Source organism: Paenibacillus plantiphilus (assembly GCF_927798095.1).
GTDB classification, from domain to species: Bacteria; Bacillota; Bacilli; order Paenibacillales; family Paenibacillaceae; genus Paenibacillus_Z; species Paenibacillus_Z plantiphilus.
The window spans coordinates 20575-40865 of record NZ_CAKMMF010000030.1; the positions used below are offsets into that span (position 1 = coordinate 20575).

General features: G+C 51.9%; 20 protein-coding genes. 19 read left to right on the top strand and 1 reads right to left on the bottom strand.

What is annotated here, in order from left to right:
• Nucleotides 1-11 precede the first annotated feature (11 nt).
• From L6H65_RS21510 to L6H65_RS21520, 3 genes are all read left to right on the top strand, one after another.
• Nucleotides 12-881 carry a menaquinol-cytochrome c reductase cytochrome b/c subunit gene (locus tag L6H65_RS21510; protein WP_236344826.1) on the top strand — a complete coding sequence of 290 codons (870 nt, stop codon included), beginning with the start codon at nucleotides 12-14 and terminating at the stop codon, nucleotides 879-881.
• Between the two features lie 1058 nt (nucleotides 882-1939).
• On the top strand, nucleotides 1940-2533 hold the full coding sequence (locus L6H65_RS21515) for a DUF1405 domain-containing protein (protein ID WP_236344888.1): 594 nt from the start codon (nucleotides 1940-1942) through the stop codon (nucleotides 2531-2533).
• Between the two features lie 74 nt (nucleotides 2534-2607).
• Nucleotides 2608-3534, top strand: coding sequence for a sporulation protein YpjB (locus L6H65_RS21520; RefSeq protein ID WP_236344828.1), 927 nt, complete (start codon nucleotides 2608-2610; stop codon nucleotides 3532-3534).
• Nucleotides 3535-3611: 77 nt separating this feature from the next.
• Here L6H65_RS21520 and L6H65_RS21525 read toward each other — a convergent pair whose 3' ends face one another.
• Nucleotides 3612-4478 (bottom strand): YitT family protein, encoded by an 867-nt coding sequence (locus tag L6H65_RS21525; protein WP_236344830.1) that lies wholly within the window; start codon nucleotides 4476-4478, stop codon nucleotides 3612-3614.
• Nucleotides 4479-4628: 150 nt separating this feature from the next.
• Between L6H65_RS21525 and L6H65_RS21530 the strand changes: the two genes are divergently transcribed.
• The 16 genes from L6H65_RS21530 (at nucleotide 4629) to L6H65_RS21605 (ending at nucleotide 19965) form a co-directional block, all read left to right on the top strand.
• A complete protein-coding gene (locus tag L6H65_RS21530; protein ID WP_236344832.1) occupies nucleotides 4629-4964 on the top strand; it encodes a nucleotide pyrophosphohydrolase in 336 nt (111 codons plus the stop codon).
• 53 nt (nucleotides 4965-5017) lie between these two features.
• Nucleotides 5018-5560: a tetratricopeptide repeat protein gene (locus L6H65_RS21535; RefSeq protein ID WP_236344834.1), complete on the top strand. Its 543-nt coding sequence runs from the start codon at nucleotides 5018-5020 to the stop codon at nucleotides 5558-5560.
• A gap of 9 nt (nucleotides 5561-5569) precedes the next feature.
• Nucleotides 5570-6370, top strand: a complete 801-nt coding sequence (gene dapB / locus L6H65_RS21540) for a 4-hydroxy-tetrahydrodipicolinate reductase (RefSeq protein WP_371877749.1) — start codon at nucleotides 5570-5572, stop codon at nucleotides 6368-6370.
• Between the two features lie 54 nt (nucleotides 6371-6424).
• Nucleotides 6425-6838, top strand: coding sequence for a methylglyoxal synthase (gene mgsA / locus L6H65_RS21545; protein WP_236344836.1), 414 nt, complete (start codon nucleotides 6425-6427; stop codon nucleotides 6836-6838).
• Entirely contained in the window at nucleotides 6838-7551 is a 714-nt protein-coding gene (bshB1, locus tag L6H65_RS21550; RefSeq protein ID WP_371877750.1) for a bacillithiol biosynthesis deacetylase BshB1, read from the top strand. Before mgsA ends, bshB1 begins: the two co-directional genes overlap by 1 nt.
• A gap of 112 nt (nucleotides 7552-7663) precedes the next feature.
• A complete protein-coding gene (bshA, locus tag L6H65_RS21555; protein ID WP_236344839.1) occupies nucleotides 7664-8824 on the top strand; it encodes an N-acetyl-alpha-D-glucosaminyl L-malate synthase BshA in 1161 nt (386 codons plus the stop codon).
• A gap of 42 nt (nucleotides 8825-8866) precedes the next feature.
• Nucleotides 8867-10249: a CCA tRNA nucleotidyltransferase gene (locus tag L6H65_RS21560; RefSeq protein WP_236344841.1), complete on the top strand. Its 1383-nt coding sequence runs from the start codon at nucleotides 8867-8869 to the stop codon at nucleotides 10247-10249.
• Nucleotides 10246-11229 carry a biotin--[acetyl-CoA-carboxylase] ligase gene (locus tag L6H65_RS21565; RefSeq protein ID WP_236344843.1) on the top strand — a complete coding sequence of 328 codons (984 nt, stop codon included), beginning with the start codon at nucleotides 10246-10248 and terminating at the stop codon, nucleotides 11227-11229. The genes L6H65_RS21560 and L6H65_RS21565 overlap by 4 nt, the downstream gene beginning before the upstream one ends.
• Nucleotides 11230-11511: 282 nt before the next feature.
• The gene (gene panB, locus L6H65_RS21570; RefSeq protein WP_236344844.1) at nucleotides 11512-12453 is read left to right on the top strand and encodes a 3-methyl-2-oxobutanoate hydroxymethyltransferase; all 942 of its coding nucleotides are present in this window, start codon (nucleotides 11512-11514) and stop codon (nucleotides 12451-12453) included.
• Complete coding sequence (gene panC, locus L6H65_RS21575; protein WP_236344891.1) at nucleotides 12428-13318, top strand: pantoate--beta-alanine ligase; 891 nt, start codon at nucleotides 12428-12430, stop codon at nucleotides 13316-13318. Before panB ends, panC begins: the two co-directional genes overlap by 26 nt.
• Entirely contained in the window at nucleotides 13311-13694 is a 384-nt protein-coding gene (panD, locus tag L6H65_RS21580; RefSeq protein WP_236344845.1) for an aspartate 1-decarboxylase, read from the top strand. Before panC ends, panD begins: the two co-directional genes overlap by 8 nt.
• Before the next feature lie 132 nt (nucleotides 13695-13826).
• Complete coding sequence (locus L6H65_RS21585) at nucleotides 13827-14585, top strand: tetratricopeptide repeat protein (protein ID WP_236344846.1); 759 nt, start codon at nucleotides 13827-13829, stop codon at nucleotides 14583-14585.
• 29 nt (nucleotides 14586-14614) lie between these two features.
• A complete protein-coding gene (gene dinG / locus L6H65_RS21590) occupies nucleotides 14615-17500 on the top strand; it encodes an ATP-dependent DNA helicase DinG (RefSeq protein WP_236344847.1) in 2886 nt (961 codons plus the stop codon).
• The gene (locus tag L6H65_RS21595; protein WP_236344848.1) at nucleotides 17497-18153 is read left to right on the top strand and encodes a redox-sensing transcriptional repressor Rex; all 657 of its coding nucleotides are present in this window, start codon (nucleotides 17497-17499) and stop codon (nucleotides 18151-18153) included. The genes dinG and L6H65_RS21595 overlap by 4 nt, the downstream gene beginning before the upstream one ends.
• Nucleotides 18134-19435 carry an amidohydrolase family protein gene (locus L6H65_RS21600; protein ID WP_236344849.1) on the top strand — a complete coding sequence of 434 codons (1302 nt, stop codon included), beginning with the start codon at nucleotides 18134-18136 and terminating at the stop codon, nucleotides 19433-19435. Before L6H65_RS21595 ends, L6H65_RS21600 begins: the two co-directional genes overlap by 20 nt.
• A complete protein-coding gene (locus tag L6H65_RS21605) occupies nucleotides 19435-19965 on the top strand; it encodes a cell wall elongation regulator TseB-like domain-containing protein (RefSeq protein ID WP_236344851.1) in 531 nt (176 codons plus the stop codon). Before L6H65_RS21600 ends, L6H65_RS21605 begins: the two co-directional genes overlap by 1 nt.
• The last annotated feature ends 326 nt before the right edge of the window (nucleotides 19966-20291 follow it).

Consider the following 20291-nt stretch of genomic DNA (forward strand, 5'->3'; position numbering starts at 1 on the left):
GTCATTTGCGAATGGCACACGGTCACAAATCGAACGAAAAAGTAGTTTTCGTCGGGGATTCACGGGTTCGCAAACGTACGGGTGCTCCCAATACGACTCCGCCGGACTATTCCGCTTATCCAGGAAAGTCGGAGGCGTTCATCCCGAACTTCCTGCTAAAGGAATGGATGGTCGGCGTTGTTGTTCTGGTCGGATTCCTTGTACTAACCATTGCAGAGCCGGCGCCGCTCGGTTATCCTGCTGATCCGACAAACGCAGCATTTATTCCGATGCCGGACTGGTACTTCCTGTTTCTCTATCAATTTCTGAAATATCCATACGTTGCCGGGGACTACATCGTACTCGGAACAGTTGGTATTCCAGGCGTAGCATTCGGAGCATTGCTGCTTGCACCTTTCCTTGATACAGGCAAGGAACGCCGCTTCTACAGACGTCCGGTTACGACTGCGCTGATGATATTGTCTCTCATCTCGCTCTTCTACTTGACTAAAGTATCGTGGGATCACTATGAACACGAGCTGGCCAAGACGAACACGATTCCTGAGCATCATCTTCGTGAAGAGAGAGCGCGTGAAGCTGCTATGAGCGGCCAGAAAGACGAGCAGCCAGTAGCTAACATTCCGATCGTTGATGGGGACGATCCAGCAATGGATATTCTTAAAGCCCAATGTTTATCTTGCCATGGTACTGATATGAAAGGCAATGAAAGCTCGGGCGTTCCAGCACTTCGCGGTGTTGGCGACAGTCATTCGAAAGAAGAGCTTGTTGAGATCATAACGAATGGTAAGGGTGGCGGCGCGATGCCTTCATTCAAAGCTTCGTTAAGCGCGGATGAAATTGACCAGGTAGCAACCTGGCTAGCGAAACAAAAAGCAGAATAATTCCAGACATTAAGCGCTGTCCATAAGGGGATTCGTTCCTGCTTTAAGGACGAACCTTACATGTTTTACGAAAAAGTGGCTGAACAGGGGACTAAACCTGCCCAGCCACTTTTCGTTTTTCGTTCTTAATGATGGTTGTTAAGCTGTCCGTGGCAAAGGAAGCCGTCGAAGGCCTTTCTAATTCAAGAATGAGGTAGCTTCTAGAGTGTAGGAACCGTCACTGTGGAGTCCCAACTCTTGATTATTCTATATGACATATATACATACACACAGTTAGCGAAAGCTGAGAAGAATCTGCGCGTCATGAACCGCTGAAAGCCGATTTTTCCGTCTTACAGCGCACAGCGGGCCAAGTTTCCGAGCTGTAGCACGGAATTTCCCGCTTACAGCGGAATCTTGCGTGTAATCTGCGCGTCGTGATGCGCTGAAAGCCGATTTTTCCGTCTTACAGCGCACAGCGGGCCAAGTTTCCGAGCTGTAGCACGGAATTTCCTGCTTACAGCGGTAGCATGCGTGTAATCTGCGCGTCATGATGCGCTGAAAGCCGATTTTTCCGTCTTACAGCGCATAGCGTGCCAAGTTTCCGAGCTGTAGCACGGAATTTCCTGCTTACAGCGGTAGCATGCGTGTAATCTGCGCGTCGTGATGCGCTGAAAGCCGATTTTTCCGTCTTACAGCGCATAGCGTGCCAAGTTTCTGAGCTGTAGCACGGAATTTCCCGCTTACAGCGGAAGCATGCGTGTAATCTGCGCGTCATGATGCGCTGAAAGCCGATTTTTCCGTCTTACAGCGCATAGCGTGCCAAGTTTCTGAGCTGTAGCACGGAATTTCCCGCTTACAGCGGAAGCTTGAGGTTAGCTTAAGGAAGGTACGAGGAGCAACAGATGGAGCAGTATGCCTATCGGAAAGCGTGCTGAATATTATTTTTCTTAACAGTCTGAACAATGCAGCCAGTTCTTTCGTTGTAGCTAGAGCTAAGGAATGAATTGTGGAGAGGGTGTTTCCCGTTGTCGTCGATATCGTTTTTTTGGAGCAAGGCGTTTCTTACGAGTCGTTCCATGCTGTGGCTGCTGTTTCTTGTCAATGCTGCCGGGACGTTCTATGGCTACATTTGGTATGGGAATCAGCTGCAATATACGGTTGATAATCATCCGCTGTGGCAGCTGGTTTTTGTGCCGGACAGTCCTACAGCCAGCCTGTTCTTTACGTTGTCGCTGCTCTACCTGCTCTTCCCGCGCAAAGGTACTCCATCTAAGGCTTTCACCGCTGTCAGGATGGGAATCGAGGCGCTTGCTGTTGTCACTTCGGTCAAGTACGGCATCTGGGCTGTGGCGATGATCGTCGGGGGAGCGATGCAGGGCGATACGCTGGAATGGCAGCATTACATGCTTATTGCTTCTCATCTTGGCATGGCATTCGAGGCTTTGCTGTATGTGAGATTTATGGTGTTTCATCGTTTGGCCGCTCTACTCGCGACGATGTGGCTGCTGCTTAATGATACGATTGACTATACATATATGGTTTTCCCATGGCTTCCGAGTGAGCTTGAGGATGATCTGCTTGCAATCGCAGTCTTTACTTTCGGGTTGTCTATTGCGAGCTATCTTGGAACGTTAACTGCTTGGCGAGCCAAAGATAGAATTGCCCGCTAACGCTTCCTATTCTACTCTCTACTAGAGGTCTAATATAGGACATCCCCTCATAGTATGCTATGGGGGGGATAATCGTGCAGAAGTCAGCGATTCGTCTAGTGATGGGACTATTCATAGTGCTGTTTGTTACAGCTGGCTGCGGGAACAGGCTGGAGAGTGCCGATGCTGCTCTTTCAAGTGCAGGCTATGGAGGAGCGGACAAGCAGCAGTCAGGAGCTCTGAATCAATTGAACCAGCTGTCGGAGCAGCTGTATACTGCTGCCCAAGCAGGCAATCGCCAGCTGGCTTACACGCATATTAACCGACTGCAGTTGGCAGCTGGCAAGGCATCCATACGGAGGCTGGGAACAACTGCGGGCTGGCGGGCATTTGACAACAATGTGAAGAAGATGAGGGATATATTGGAACGAAAGAAGGCCGGCAGTGAAGGCTACATCGTTGCGGCTAAGCTGAAGCTTGCGGTTGATGCGATTTCCAGGCCCGACTCCCCGCTATGGCTGCAATACCATGAGGTTCTTGTGGATGATTGGACACGGATGAGAAAGGCGTGGCAAGCGTCATCGGACAGCCGAATGAGCGGTGCTGTCGCATCGCTTCATGTATACCGCATGCATGTGGAACGATTGGAGATTGCGGCGCTTATGGGTCACAAGGACAAGCCGCTCATGCTGCTGCAAGAGCAGCTTCATCACATGGGGCAGCTGCTTGATGCAGCATATGGAGCGAACAGCATCGAGTCCTATCGCATACTTGCAGCATTCTCAGCACTGGAAGAAACGTCAGCATGGTTGTTCGATGAAGCTCTTGCAGCCGAGGCCGAGCTGGGGGCTGGAATTCCTTTTCACCAAAGCATATCGGTTGAAGAGTGGCTAGCTCTCTTCTTCATTGCTGGCTTCATTCTCGTCATCCTTGCCTATGCGATCTGGCGAAAGTATGCATATGAACAGGCGCATGGCTCCCCTGCTTCTTATCAAAGCAGCAATTGGGAGAGAAAACGCTGAGACTTGGTCTACCGACCGCCGTCATTGAAGCGAAACACCGTGCGCTGGGAGCTGCGCGCGGTGTGACGATAAGGCGCTCACTCCGTCTTGAAGCCTTCACCTAGCACGTCATGAACATCGGATATAACTATAAAAGCATGAGGGTCGCTGCTGCGCACAATCGTCTTTAATCGTCTAATTTCATGACGGGCGACGACGCAGTAGACGACCTGCTTTTGTTTGCCGGAATAACCGCCCTTGGCCGCAAATATAGTAGCTCCGCGATCCATCTCTCGCGTAATAACGGCTGCCATATGCTCTCCATCATCGGTAAATACGGATAAGGCCTTGGCTGCATAGGCGCCATCCTGTATGAAATCAATCATCCTTGAGGCGATGTACACGGCGACGAGTGTATACAGCACTTTCTCTTTGGGAATATAGAACAGCGATAGGCCTATAATGACGACATCGAGTGTCAAAATAATTTGGCCCATGCTCCAGCCTTTCATTTTGGAGGCGATTCGTGCAATAATATCAGCTCCCCCGGTCGTTCCGCCGAACCGAAATACGATGCCCAGTCCGGTGCCTAGTGTTACCCCTGCATACAGCGCCGCAAGAATGTAATCATTCGATGTGCGGAAGGGTACGATCCAGCCGGCGGCAATCATTTTCTCGATTAAGGCCAGAAATAGGGCGAGGGAAATTGTGCCGAAGATGGAGTATCCGGTTTGCGCTCTGCCTAGCACGAGCCATCCGACGATGAAGAGCGGAATGTTCAGCACAATTGTGGAGATGGAGAGCGGCCAGCCAAGCGCATAGTTGAACAGAATGGCGATCCCGGTGACACCGCCCTCCATCAGCATATTCGGAACGATGAAATATTGCAGGCCAAATGCGTAAATCGCAGTTCCCAGCATGACCATGGGGAGGGTGCGCAGCAGGAAGGGAAGACGTTTGTTCATGGCATCGTGCTCCTTTCAGATCGAGCAAGCTCTATATCGTTTATTATAATAGTAGTATGGCTATTTTGCTCCCAATCAAAAGCATTGTTTTCACATTCGCTTTGCGATAACATATGGAGTGAACATCAAGGTTAGAGAGGGATAGAGAATATGACGGAGAAGTCGCTTGCGGAAATGCAGCGCGAGGTGGACCGCTATATTTCGCAGTTTAAGGAAGGGTATTTCAGCCCCTTGTCCATGCTCGCCCGAATGAGTGAAGAGGTAGGAGAACTGGCGCGCGAGGTTAATCATCACTATGGCGAGAAGCCTAAGAAGGCGGATGAAGCGGACAATTCCATCGAGATGGAGCTCGGCGACATTATGTTTATCGTCATGTGCTTCGCGAATTCGCTGGGCATTGATCTGACCGATGCGCATGATGGCGTTATGAATAAATTCAATACCAGGGACGCTAATCGCTGGACGCGAAAAAACGTCGAACCGTAACTCGGCCTCTTACATATGCTGTACCATCAACCCCTGCACAAGGAGGATGGCGGATGGACGGAGACAGCAGCATTAAGATGGCTTATGAGGCCATCCTGAATGGCGATTTCGAGCAGGCGCTCGCCCGGTTTGAAGAGGCGATTGCGCTGGAGCCGGATAATGGCGATCATTATTATAAATGCTCAATCACATGCGCGCGCAGCGGCAAATGGCAGAAGGCGCTATATTATGCCGAGCAAGCGGCAGCGCTGGATCCAGATCAGGAGGAGCGGCGCTATCATCTCCGCACGGTACAGTCTATGGTGCTTGTTATGGATGCGGAATCGCTGCTGACCAAGAATAGGCAGGAGGAGAAGGCGATTGCCCTGCTTCGAGAGGCGATCACGCTCGATCCATTGAATTTGGATGCCCTGCTTATACTTGGGGCTGCATGCTTGGCAAGCAAGCGGTATGATGAAGCGGCTGTATGCGCTAGAGAGGCGATTCGTCTCGATCCGGAGCATTCTGCTGCCCAGAGGCTGCTCTCGGATGTGAAAAGAAGCAGGCTTGCTCTGAGAACCTACAAACAAAGAAGACAACGAAAAAGGAACAGGTGATACGTGATAATGGATACGATAAGGGTTGCGGTTACAGGAGCAGGCGGCCGCATGGGCCGTGAGGTAGTGAAGATGGTATTGCAGGATGAGCAGTTGACATTGGCAGCAGCGGTCAGCCCGTCTGCGGGACCGGTCGATGCGGGAACGCTGGTCGGACTGCAGGCGTGCGGCGTGACCGTGACGCCGGATCTGGAAACGGCGCTGGCTAATGCGCAGGCAGATGTGCTAGTCGATTTTACAGTGCCGCATGCCGTTTATGACATTACAAAAACAGCCATTGAGCACGGTGTGCGTCCCGTTATCGGAACGACAGGCTTTACGCCGGAGCAAATAGAGGAACTGGACAAGCTGTGCCAAAGTCAAGGCATTGGCGGCTTAATTGCCCCGAACTTCTCAATCGGCGCTATTCTGATGATGAAGTTCGCTGCGCAAGCGTCCAAATATATGCCTCATGTCGAGATCATCGAATATCATGGGGATCAGAAGCTTGACGCGCCATCGGGAACCTCCATCAAGACGGCTGAGCTGATCTCGGAGGTAAGACAGGAGCTTCGCCAAGGCAATCCGAAGGAGAAAGAAACGATCGAGGGCGCGCGCGGCGGCCATTACGACGGATTCCGCATACATAGTGTACGGCTGCCGGGTATTTTTGCTCAGCAGGAGGTAATTTTCGGCGGTTACGGCCAGACGCTCAAAATTCGTCATGATTCCTACGAGCGTGCCGGATATATGCCGGGTGTCAACGTTGCAGTGAAGAAGGTAATGACATATACGGGACTTATTTATGGCTTTGAGCATGTGATGGACTAATGGACGAATAGTGCGGCTGATTGCGGGATATACGGGAGAGGGGACAGATTGGATATGAACATCGCGTTTATTGCGCATGATCGCAAGAAGGAAGAAATGGTGAATTTCGTACTCGCTTATGAGGCAGTTTTTGAAGGCCATACCCTTTATTCGACGGGTACAACGGGTGCGCGCATTATGGAACAGACGGATCTGCAGATTCATCGCTTTATGTCAGGTCCGCTAGGCGGAGATCAACAGATTGGCGCGCTTGTGGCAGAGAATGAAATGGATCTTATCATCTTTCTTCGCGATCCGTTGATGGCGCAGCCCCATGAGCCGGATATTATTGCACTGCTCAGATTGTGTGATGTCCAGGGCATTCCGGTCGCAACAAATATTGCAACGGGCGAGCTCCTTGTGAAGGCGCTGCAGCGCGGCGACTTCGCATGGCGCGAGCTCGTTCATAAATATAAGCCGGGTGAATAATGATGGATCATGTTGCGGTTGATATTGTTGCATTCGGCGCTCATCCTGATGATGTAGAGATCGGGATGGGCGGTACGATTGCCAAGCAGGTGATGAGCGGCTATCGTGTCGCGATATGTGATCTGACAAACGCGGAGATGTCCTCGAACGGCACCGTGGAGACGAGGAGGCAGGAAGCTGCCCGAGCGTCCGCGGTGCTTGGTTTATCTGCGCGCTCCTGTCTCGGTCTCCCGGATCGGGGACTTACGGGCTCAGCGGAGCAAATTGCAGCGATCGTCCGCGAAATCCGCAGATTGCGTCCGCGAATCGTATTCGCTCCCTATTGGGTAGACCGGCATCCTGATCATATTGCTTGCAGCGGTCTCGTTGAAGAGGCGGTATTCAACGCCAAGCTGCGCAATTATATGCCGGATACGCCGGCTGTAGCTGTGGAGCAGCTCTATTACTATTACATAAACGACAGCAATGATGTTTCCTTAATCGTAGATGTCAGCGCTCATTATGACAAGAAGCGCGAGGCTCTGCTCGCATACCGCTCGCAGTTTGCGCCAACGGATGCGAACCATGTCCAGACACCGCTAACGGATCGGTACATCGAACGCGTCGAGGCGCGTGATTTGCTGCTTGGACAGACACGCCAGTGGGCGTATGCGGAGGGCTTCGCGATCAAGCGGCCTCATCCGGTTGCGTTGTTTGGTGAAAGGCAGAAGTAGCTGACTCCTCTGTCAAGCATGACGACAGCCGTATCTTCTTGAGGTCAGTCATATAATGGAAGAATCAATAGGCAGCAGCATATGCTGTGCTTAACGGAGGGAGCTTCTGGCAATGAAGCGATTGAAAATCGGGATCACTTGTTACCCTACACTTGGGGGATCTGGCGTTGTGGCTACTGAGCTGGGCAAGCTGCTGGCGGAAAAAGGCCATGAAATTCATTTTATAACCCATAGCGTTCCATTCAGACTGGGACAATTTCATAAAAATATATTTTATCATGAGGTGGAAGTGAATGATTATTATGTGTTCCGCTATCCGCCTTATGATTTATCGTTAGCGAGCAAGATGGCCCAAGTGGCCAAGATGCAAAATCTTGATCTGCTGCATGTTCATTACGCGGTTCCGCATGCGATATGCGCTTATCTGGCTAAACAGATGGTTGGCGACAATCTGCGTACGGTCACAACGCTTCACGGGACGGATATTACGGTGCTGGCGCAGGATGAATCGCTCAAGGATTTGATTCGTCTGGCGATCAACAGGAGCGATGCTGTAACCGCTGTGTCGAATGATCTCATTCAGGAAACCCGGGATATGCTCGATATTGTGAAGCCGATTGATCTCACCTATAACTTTGTTGACAAGCGTGTTTATTATCCACGGGATTGCGCATCGCTGCGCAATGATTTCGTAACCGGCAATGAGAAGATACTGATGCATATTTCCAATTTCAGGCCGGTGAAGCGTGTAAGCGATGTGATTGATATTTTCGCCAAGGTGCAGGAGCAGGTTCCGAGCAAGCTGCTTCTTGTTGGTGAAGGACCGGATCTGCCGAAAATTCAATATAAGATTCGCAATATGGGGCTGGAGGACAGGGTGCATTTTCTCGGCAAGCAGGATGATGTGGCGCATGTGATCTCCATCGCCGATCTGATGCTGCTACCATCGGAGAAGGAAAGCTTCGGTCTCGTCGCGCTTGAGGCGATGGCATGCGGTGTGCCGACTATCGGCTCCTTCGCCGGCGGGATTCCTGAGCTTGTAACCCATGGCGAGACAGGGTTCCTGTCACCGATTGGGGATACGGAGGATATGGCGAACCATGCGACCCAGCTGTTGCAGGATGAGGCGCTTTATAACCAGTTCCGCGAGGCATGTCTGACAAGGGCGCGAACTCAGTTCTGCAATGATCTGGTGACGGCTGAATATGAACGGATTTATTATCGGGTGCTGGGCATTGATGTCGATGTCCCGATCCCGATCTGCCAGGAGTAATAAGGGGCCAATGCTCCTGTGAAGTCTAGGGAGGGAAGCGTTGTGAAATGGAATGAGGCACTCTATAAAGCGCTCCCGGTATTGGATTCGCTGGAGTCTTCCGGTTATGAAGCGGTCTTCGTCGGCGGATGCGTCCGGGATACGATAATGGGCCGCCAGCTAAAGGATGTAGATATCGCTTCTTCAGCGACGCCTCATCAGGTGATGGAGATATTCCCGCATACGATTGCGACCGGTCTGAAGCATGGCACGGTGACAGTGATGCAGGATGGCGAAGCCTATGAGATAACGACCTATCGGACGGAATCGAGCTATGAGCAGTTTCGCAGACCGGCACAGGTGGAGTTTGTAACGAGTCTGGAAGCGGACCTGGAGCGGCGGGACTTTACGATCAATGCGATCGCAATGCGGCGTGACGGAACATTAGTTGATCCGTATGGCGGTTTACTGGATATGGAGCGACGCATACTCCGCTGTGTCGGCGACAGCGATGCGAGATTCCAGGAGGATGCCCTCCGGATGGTGCGTGCTGTCCGCTTCGCAGCGGAGTTTCGGATGGACATTGCTGCTGATACATGGCATGCGTTGCGCAGACATGGGAAGCTGCTGTCGCATGTTGCGATGGAGCGGGTTGGCGCGGAATCGGACAAAATGCTGGGCGGAAGCAACCCGCTGGGAGCTTTGCTATGGATGGCGGCCAGCGGGCTGCTTGCCCATACGAAGCAGAAGCTATCGGATAAGCTTACTGCTGCTGCTGAGGTGAAGCTGAGTGACAATGATGCGGGTGAACGCTGTGTTAGCGTGATGGCTCCTTCACACTGCAAGCTGGGTGCTATCAGCAGTCTGGAGCATCTGGATGATCGATGGTCTGCGCTATGTATGGCATGCTCTCTGACAGCAGATGAGACTGCGGAGCTCATCGCGAGCATGTGTTATTCCAATGGGCGCAGGTCACAGATTAGTGCAGTCGTGCGGGTGTATCGCTGGATTCAAACGGAAGCGGCTGCCTCCGTCATCGAGGATGGGCAGCTGCGTCTCCAATGGACCCGGGTAATGCTGGATGAAGGAAGGCAAGCCTCACAGGCTTGCCTTCATATTATGGACAGGCTTCCTGCTTTGTTCCTCCCTGCCAGCGGTGGAACGGAGACGAGGCATGCCGATGGCGGCGGGAAGTTTGCCCCGCTGCAGCGCTGGCTTGATGAGCTGCCGATATCGTCCCTGAGGGAGCTGGCTGTTGATGGAGCAGAGATGCTGCAGGCGCTCGGCAGGCCGGGGGGACCGTGGTTGGGCCGCTTGCTGAATGAGCTGGTGTTTGCTGTCGCAAGCCATCAGGTATCTAATGATAGAGACAGGCTGCTCGCTTACGCGGCCGCAAGTATGGAAGTGTCTGGCAGTGTAAACAAGGCGGATAAGGAGTCTTCATGAACAACAATCGAATTATTGAATTACTGGAGGAACAGCCCCGGCAATATGTATCTGGAGAAGCGCTCAGCCGTGAGCTTCAAATTAGCCGGACGGCTATATGGAAGCAAATTAAGAAGCTGGAGTCGCAAGGCTTTGAGATAGAAGCATCCCGCAGGCTGGGCTATCGTTTAATGAGCAAGCCATCGCAGCTGACATTGCCCGTCTTGTTGAAGAAGCTTGAAGGAACTGCGTTGGTTCGTTCGATCAAGCTGCTGGATACAGTGGATTCCACACAGAACGTAGCGCAGCGTCTGGCAGAGGAAGGGGCGCCGGAAGGCACGCTGATCATAGCCGATCACCAAACGAGCGGAAGAGGCCGCCATGGTAGAAGCTGGGTGTCGCCAGCAGGCAAAGGGGTATGGATGAGCCTGGTGCTCAGACCAGGCATTCCGCTGCAATTCGCGCCCCAGCTGACCTTGTTGGCAGCGGTAGCGCTCTGTCGAGCTTTAAAGTCGGTTACGTCGCTAGAGATCGGGATTAAGTGGCCGAATGATCTGCTTATTGGGGGCAAGAAAATTAGCGGAATTTTGCTGGAATCAACCGCAGAGGACGAGCGTCTTCGTTATGTGATCGCCGGAATCGGGGTCAGCGTCAATCTGGAGCGAGGCGATTATCCGCCAGAGCTTCTCGATGTGGCAACCTCGCTGCTAATTGAAAGCGGCGGGCAAATAGAGAGAAGTGATGTTGTAGCCGCATTCATCCGCGAATTCGAGCATCTGTACGCGCTTTATCAGCAGGAAGGATTCGGTCCGATCCGGACGTTATGGGAAGCTTTGTCGGTGACGCTGCACAAACTGACCCGATTGTATTCTCCTGCGGGTGAATTCGAAGGAACGCCGATCGGCTTGGATGAGCGGGGGGCTCTTCTGGTGAAGAAATCCGACGGCTCTATCGTGCCTGTATTCTCTGCGGAAATGTCCGCTCCGAAGGCTGGCGGTTGATAGACGCGAACATCTATTTTTGTTATACTGTATCTGAGTAAAGGTTAGACTAACAGGGCGGTATCGTTGCATGCGAACTGCACCCGTTATCTATTGCTTCACTACATGGAATGCCCGTTGTATATGTTATTTGCATAGAAGTGAACTCTGCTCTGAGCCGTAGGGACCGAGACAGAAGGAAACTCGCAATTACAGTGACGTTCCTTTTAGGATTGGAACCTTTTTAGCGGAGGCTGAAAGGTTTTTTTGTGTTTATATCTATCCTAAGAGGAGGACGAAGCAATGAAACAACCGTTGACTATTACGAAGCTCAAAAAAATGAAGCAAAGCGGCGAGCCAATTTCAATGCTGACCGCATACGATTATCCATCCGCCAAGCTCGCGGAGGCAGCGGGCATTGACACCATTCTAGTAGGTGACTCGCTCGGCAATGTTGTGCTTGGCTATGATACGACAATACCTGTAACACTGGAAGATATGGTTTATCATACACGGGCTGTGGCGCGCGGCGCGACGAATACGTTTATTGTTGCGGACCTGCCGTTCATGACGTACCGGCTCGGCGTGGAGACGACGCTGCGCAATGCGGCCCGGCTTATGCAAGAGGGCTTCGCGCATGCGGTAAAGATGGAGGGCGGAGCTGATATTGCGGAGGAAGTGTCTGCTTGTGTTCGGGCAGGCATTCCGGTGTTAGGCCATATTGGCCTTACACCGCAGTCTGTGCATCAGCTCGGCGGCTACAGGGTGCAGGGCAAGCTGGAGCAGGAGGCAAGACAGCTGCTGGAGGATGCCAAGGCATTGGAGGCGGCGGGCGTATTCGGCATTGTGCTGGAGCTCGTTGCCGAGCCGTTAGCAGCCTATATTTCATCGCAATTGTCTATCCCGACGATCGGCATCGGAGCTGGACGCGGATGTGATGGACAGGTTCTCGTTTATCATGATATTTTGCAGTATAGCGATGATTACAAGGAGAAGCGCATGGTGAAAACTTATGCGGATATCGGAGCAACGATCCGCAGCGCAATCGGGGCTTATGTCTCGGATGTCAAGACGAGAGCTTTTCCGGCACAGGAGCATGTTTTCCCGATGGACGAAGAGATTATTAAAGGCTTGTACGGCAGCAGCAGCGAATCGACAGGCTCTGATGAGCACTCCCCTTCTCCAGCGTTATCTGACAGCAGGAAGGGGCTGAATGCGGATGATCGTTTGCACAACGATAAATGAGGCCAGAGCCCAGCTCGCGAAGCGCCGTCTGGATGCTCCTGAAGTTGCGATCGGGCTTGTCCCTACGATGGGATATCTTCATGAGGGCCATGCCAGCCTGATGCGAAGAGCGAAGGAGGAATGCGGCTATACGGTGCTGTCGGTATTCGTCAATCCGCTTCAATTCGGTCCGAATGAGGATTTCGACCGTTATCCACGGAGCGCGGAGCAGGATATTGCGCTTGCTGAAGCATGCGGCATCGATCTCTTGTTCATGCCGACAGTTTCCGAGATGTATCCGGTAAAGCCGCTGACCAGCGTCATTATAGATTCGGTGACGGATCGGCTATGCGGAGCTTCAAGACCAGGCCATTTCGACGGGGTAGGGATTGTGGTCTGCAAGCTGTTTCATATTATCGAGCCCCATCGGGCATATTTCGGAATGAAGGATGCACAGCAGATTGCTGTTGTTAAGCGCATGGTCGATGATTTGAATATGCCAGTTGAGATTGTTCCATGCGACACGGTGCGTGAAGACGATGGGCTTGCCAAGAGCTCACGGAATGTATATTTGAACGAGCAGGAGCGGCAGCAGGCTGTCGTTCTCTCGAAATCGCTGCAAGCAGCCGAGCACTGGCTGCGGGAGCCGGGCATGACGGCGGAACGTCTTGCAGGAATGGTTCGGAAGACGATTGAGGAAGCGCCGCTGGCTGTCATTGATTATGTCGAGCTGCTGACCTATCCGGACTTGTCGCCCGTTGAAGCGCAGGCTCTGCTGCCGAATTATCCGGATACGCTAATTATTGCACTGGCGGTCAAATTCGGTGGGACACGTCTCATCGACAACCGATTATTTATCCCGCTCGGAGGTGTTCAGTATGTATAGAACGATGATGAAGTCCAAAATTCATCGTGCGACGGTAACGGAAGCGAACTTGAATTATGTGGGCAGCATTACAATTGACGAGGATCTGATGGAGCTTGCCGACTTGTGGGCCAATGAGAAGGTTCAGATTGTGAACAACAATAATGGCGCACGATTGGAGACGTATGTCATTACCGGGCCACGCGGTTCAGGCGTTATATGTTTGAATGGAGCTGCTGCGCGCTTGGTTCAGCCCGGGGATAATGTTATTATTATCTCCTACGGACTTATGACGGAAGAGGAAGCGCGCGCCTATAAACCGAAGGTAATTATTATGGATGCGAGCAATCGCCCCGTTGATACGCTGTCGGAAGAAATTCACGCCACTATTCTATAACTGCCAGCAGGCAAGTTCTTATTCCAAACTTGTGTAACGTCTGGGACAGAGTATGAAATGGATCGCCCGAGCAAAGAATGAGCATAACAATTTCACTACAGTACACTGTGGCGTGAAGGTGGGATGCGGGCGATGATAAAGCATGTATTCGCGACAATGAACGAAATGCTTGACGACATTATCATTCATTATTCAAACGCAAGCTCCGAGCGAAAGCAGCAATTGACGGAGCAGCTGGCTGTTCTAAAGCAGTTCAGCGATGCCTTCATTGAGGAATGGCTGCAATTCGAAGAAAAATTCGCGGATTTTCGCGATTTGCATTGCCTCCAAAAGGAAGCCGGGCTCAGTGAGGACGGGCCCTCCATGATTGGAACGGCCCCCCACACACTTTATCCGGCTGCCGCAATGGAAACGCTGCCCATGGAGATTTCCGTGATCGGCAGCTCGGCTGCGGAGGAGGCATTGGAGGATGCTGTGCATTCATCCGATGAACAGCGTGATGCTGCAATGTGCAAGGGGCAAGGCTATTTCAAGCTGTTCATGTTCCGTCATGCCGCGCAATATTTTCGCGAGGCGGTTAGATGCGCGCCGGAAGACAATCGGGCAAGGCTGTTTCTCGCGATGACCTGCATGCATTTGCAGGAATGGCAGGAGGCGCAACGGCACTTTCAGCTGCTTGTCGAGCTGACCGACAACGTCAGATGGCAGGCGCTTGGCTTCAATGCGCTTGGCTGCATTCAAGCGGTTCGCATGAATTTGGAGCAGGCGGAGCAATATTTTATGAAAGCACATGAGATTGACCCTGATTTTACTGAGCCGCTTTCCAATATGCATGCATGTCAGCAGCATAAAGGCCAATTATCGTTGTATTTTGGAAGTGGACAGCTTTAGCTACAGTGAATGCGAGAGGATCGAACCGGATGAATTATGCGGTACTGGATTTGGAAACGACCGGTCATGGCGCCGGCGATGAAATTATACAGGTCGGACTTGTTCTGCTCGATGAAACGATGCAAGTGATCCGGTCTTATTATACATTTGTGAAACCGACAATACCGATACCGCCATTCATTACCCAGCTAACGGGAATCGATGAAGCCATGGTTGAGCATGCGCCAGCGGTTGAAGATGTTCTGCTCCAGCTTATCCCTTTATTGGACGATGCAGTTCTTGTAGCTCATAACGTGGGCTTCGATGCCGGGTTTCTAAGCTCGGCGCTCGAACGATGCGGCTATATGCCATTCACCGGGCGCAGACTGGATACAATCGATCTGCTGCGTATATTATACCCCACGCTGACGTCTTATCAGCTGGGGTCTGTGACGGAGCAATTCGGCATTCAGCATGAGCAGCAGCATCGAGCGGATAGCGATGCGATGGCGACGGCGGAATTATTCACGGAATGCTACAATAAGCTTCAGCAGCTGCCGCTGCTCACCTTGCAACGGCTGGCTGGTTTATTGGGCGACGATTCTGATGATCTGGGTTGGTTTATCGGAGCGATTGCGCTTCATAAGGAAACAGAAACCTCGATTGACATGAATGCATACACGTATTACCGTCAATTCGCTATGAAAGCGGGGGATTGGACGGATGAGCAGCCGCCAAGAAGCGAGGAAGAAATAGCCGAAGCGGTTAGTGAAATGACTTTTGAAAGCTATATGACCCACATTAAGGAAGGCATTCGCGCGCTTATCCCTGGATATGAGGAGCGAGAGCCGCAAAATTTAATGTTTCAGGAAGTGTTGGAAGCTCTGGAGCGGGACCGGCATTTATTGATTGAAGCCGGTACTGGAACAGGCAAATCATTAGGCTATCTCATTCCGGCACTTTACTATGGTGTCCAGCACAATAAGAAGATAGTCGTAAGCACGCATACGATTAACCTGCAGGAACAGCTCAGGCAGCGAGATCTCCCCCTTCTGCATTCCGTTTTGCCATACCCATACAAGGCTGCTGTCTTCAAAGGTCGAGGCAATTATTTGTGCCTGCGCAAGTTTGAAGGAAGAGTCCACGCAAGAGATTTCACCTCTCCGATAGAAGATCGAATCACCGCTTCTCAAATGGTCGTTTGGCTAAGTGAAACGGAGCATGGCGATCAGGAAGAGCTTAACTTTGGCAATAAAGGCTCCGATTTCTGGGGGACGGTAGCAAGCGATGCAGATTCCTGTCTCAATCGCAGCTGCCCCTGGTTCAAACGGTGTTATTATCATAGAGCAAAGCAAGAGGCCAATTTGGCAGATGTTGTCATTACGAACCATTCGATGCTGTTCACGGATATACGGGCAGACCATCGCCTTCTCCCCGGCTACGAGCATCTCATTGTTGATGAGGCGCATCATCTGGAGGAGGTCGCGGGCAAACATCTCGGAACGCAATTATCTTATTACTCGATCCCCCATCCGGTGAGCAGATTATGCAAGGATGCGCGCAACGGACAGCTAGTCGGGCTCAAGGCCAGGCTTGCCAATGAGGATACGGATAAATCGGATAAATGGCGGGAAATCATTGATGAGATTGTGCCGATCTTCGGCGAGCTCCGCGATGATTGGGACCGCTTGTTCGAAATGCTGTATGCGCTTGGCGGAGCAGCGGGCAGCAGCGGATCTCAGGAAGCGGGCGGCGAGGGCGGCCAGCTTGTGCTGCGGCTTCGCAGCGGCCAGCTTCCAGCCCATTGGGAGGAAGCGCAGCTTGTCGAGGAACGTGTTCATGGGGAGCTTAGCGCCATTATTCGTCCGCTTGACAAAATGTTTGCTGAAATCAAGGAGCATGTTGATGATCCCGGCATCGTTGCGCTTGTGACCGATTTGAGCGGCACGGTGAAGGATTTGGCCCGCGGACGGGACGAAATCCGCCAGTTCATGAAGGCGGACAAGTCGGAGCTTGTCTACTGGCTGGAAGCGAACAGCACTTCACGCGCCAAATCGATTCATCTCTACGCTGTGCCGGCTGATGTCAGCCCGCAGCTGCGCACTTATTTTTTTGATACGAAGAAAAGTGTCGTTCTTACATCCGCAACGCTGTCCGTCCAGAAGTCCTTTCAATATGCTTGTGAGCAGCTAGGACTGCAGGAGGAGGAAGAGAAGGGACGGCTCAAGACGGTGCAGCTTCCCTCTCCCTTCAATTACCGGGAACAGGCGCTGGTCTGTATTCCGCGCAACTTCCCTGTGCTGAAGGGAGCGGCAGGCGATCCGCTGTTCAATGAAATGCTGGTGGAGTCGCTCGCCCAAGCCGCCATTGAAACAAAGGGACGGATGCTCGTCTTGTTCACTTCATACCGTATGCTGAAGCAGGTGTATGAGCCGCTCAAGGAATTGCTTGCGCCCAGCGGCATTCAGCTGCTTGGGCAGGGCATTGATAGCGGCAATAGAAGCAAGCTGACCAAGCGCTTTCAGCAGCGAACTGCTTCTGTATTGCTTGGTACGAGCAGCTTTTGGGAGGGCGTCGATATTCCTGGCGAGGCATTGACCTGTCTTGCAATTGTCAGGCTGCCATTCCAGCCTCCGAACCACCCGCTAGTCGAAGCGAAATCGGAAATGCTGCAGGAGCAAAAGCAGAATCCGTTCATGAAGCTGTCCATTCCGCAAGCGGTCATTCGGTTCAAGCAAGGCTTCGGGCGGCTCGTACGATCGGGAACGGATCGCGGCATTGTCTTGATTTACGATACCCGTGTTATTGATTCGTATTACGGAAAATATTTTCTCTACTCACTGCCAGGCCCCAAAATCGAGCATATGCATCTAGAGCAAATCGTACCGCGAATCAGGGAATGGTTGTCGGATGGCGAAGGGAGTGCGGAGTCATGAAACCGGTGAAAATTTCTGAGGCTGTCGTAAGAAGGCTGCCGCTTTACTTGCAGGTATTGAACGATCTGCATAAACGGGATGTACAGACTGTTTCCTCACAGGAGCTCGGGAACAAGCTGGACTTGAATCCGGCGCAAATACGCAAGGATCTCGCTTATTTCGGTGATTTTGGCCGTAAGGGAATCGGCTATGATGTGACTTATTTAATAGAGAAGATCAGGCAAATTCTGAAGCTGGACCAGCCGCTGTTCGTAGCTCTTGTCGGAGCTGGCAATCTAGGCCGCGCACTTAGCAATTATACGACTTATCTGAAGGACAACATGAAGATAACAGCTATTTTCGACGCGAATCCTTCCATCATCGGGACGCAAATCAACAGCTTGACTGTTCAGCCGATAGATGCGCTCAAGGAAACGGTTATCGCGTTGAATATTCGGATCGGTATTATTACGGTTCCGGCTGTTGAAGCGCAAAGTGTTGCTGATCGGTTTGTTGAGGCTGGAATTGAAGGCATTCTGAATTTTGCGCCGACTGTTCTGCGAGTGCCGGATGATATTCGGATTCACTATGCTGATTTCACAACAGAGCTGCTTAGCCTGGCTTATTATTTGGACAAAGAAGGGAACGAAGAGAATGAACCAGCTATGGATTGAGAATGGCACTTTCGTTACGATGGATGAGAGCCGTCCTGTTGTAAAGGGACATATGGTAATTGAGGATGGGAAGATTGCGTATATTGGCGAACAGCCGCCCCAGCCTCAGCCTCAAGGGGCGGAACGTATAAATGGCGAGGGACTCGTCTTCATGCCTGGCTTGATCAATACGCATGGACATGCTGCTATGTCCCTGCTGCGCGGCTACTCTGACGACCAGTCCTTGCAGCTATGGCTGGAAGAGAAGATGTGGCCAATGGAAGCAAAGTTCACGGATGATGATGTTCGCTGGGGAACATCGCTTGCGGTAGCGGAAATGCTCAAATCGGGCACAACGACGTTCGTAGACATGTATGATCGTATGGATATTGTAGCCCAGGTGGTAGAGCAGTCGGGCATCAAGGGCTTGCTTACGCGCGGTGTTATCGGTTTGTGTCCGCCTGAGGTACAGGATTCCAAGCTGGCGGAGGCGAAGCAATTTGTCCGTGATTGGAACGGCAAGGCTGACGGTCGCATCACTGCCATGCTCTCGCCGCATGCGCCGTATACGTGCCCGCCGGATTACATTGCACGTATCGTTGAAGCCGCCCATGAGCTGGACGTTCCGCTTCATACGCATATGTCTGAATCTGCGGCAGAGGTGCAGCAGAATGTGAACGATTACGGCTGCCGTCCTGTTGAGCATCTGGACAAGCTGGGCTTCTTCTCGCGTCCGGCACTGCTGGCGCATGCTGTACATCTGACTGATGATGAAATTAGTCTGCTCGCAGAGCGGGGCGCGGCCATCTCGCATAATCCTGCGAGCAATCTCAAGCTTGCCAGCGGCGTTGCGCGAGTGCCGGATCTGCTGAAGGCCGGTGTGACCGTTTCACTTGGAACGGACAGTGCTGCAAGCAACAACAATCTCGATTTGTTCGATGAAATACGGCTTGCTGCTCTTATACATAAAGGCGTTTCCGGCGATCCGACCGCCGTTCCCGCATGGGAGGCGCTCAAGCTGGCTACATCAAGCGGCGCTCGCGCGATATGGAAAGAGGATCGGATCGGCGTGCTCAAGGAAGGGATGAGCGCTGATTTCATCGCGCTTGACGCTGAGCAGCCGCATTTTTACCCGCAGACTGAAATTGTATCGCATCTGGTCTATTCCGGATCGGGAAGAGACGTCAAGCATGTATGGATTGACGGTCGTCAAGTGGTGAAGAGTGGCGTATGCCTGCTGCTGGATGAGGAGAAGGTACTGGCAGAGTCGCAGCGTTGCTTCGAAAGGCTGCTGAACAGCTAATGCGCGCAAAAAGCCGTAAACGCGAGCCGGTCATGACTCCATTGAAGTGGACGCTGCTCGCCGCAGCTGCGCTCATTACGATAGTGCTTCTCGTCAACGGTTATTATCGCCACGTGCAATCTCCGCTATGGGAGGAGGAGCGTGCTGCCGAGAAGCAAGCGATAGAAACTGCGGAATTCACTGAGACGGCGGATGCCCACAAGTTCGTTTGGGACGAGACATTATGGGTGGTAGAAGGCAAGGATAAGGACGGCGACGAGGCCTACGTCTGGTTGAAGCAGGAGGACAAAGATAAACCGCTGATCCTCAAGGTTAAGGAGGGGGTAACTGCCGAGGCCATTGAGGAACAATTCAACCAGTCCAAGCCTGATGCAGATATGGAGCGCGTCACACTCGGCATGCTAAATGGCGAACCTGTGTGGGAAGTTTTCTATTATAGAAAACAGGCTGGCAGCGGCAATTATTATTATGACTTCTATCGCTTCAAAGATGGCAGCGCTGTGACGACTTATAAACTTCCATCACAGTAGATGGTGTATGTTTGTTGGCTCATGGAAATGGGGCTGTAAAGCTGAAAAAGCTGCTTACAGCGACGAAAACAAAAATATTGTAAGCTGTAAGGCGGAAAAACGTTGCTACAGCCCCAATTTTGCTTGACTAGGCGCACGCTATGGGGCTGTAAAGCTGAAAAAGCTGCTTACAGCGACGAAAACAAAAATATTGTAAGCTGTAAGACGGAAAAACGTTGCTACAGCCCCAATTTTGCTTGACTAGGCGCACGAAATGGGGCTGTAAAGCTAAAAAAGCTGCTTACAGCATTGAAAACAAAAATATTGTAAGCTGTAAGGCGGAAAAA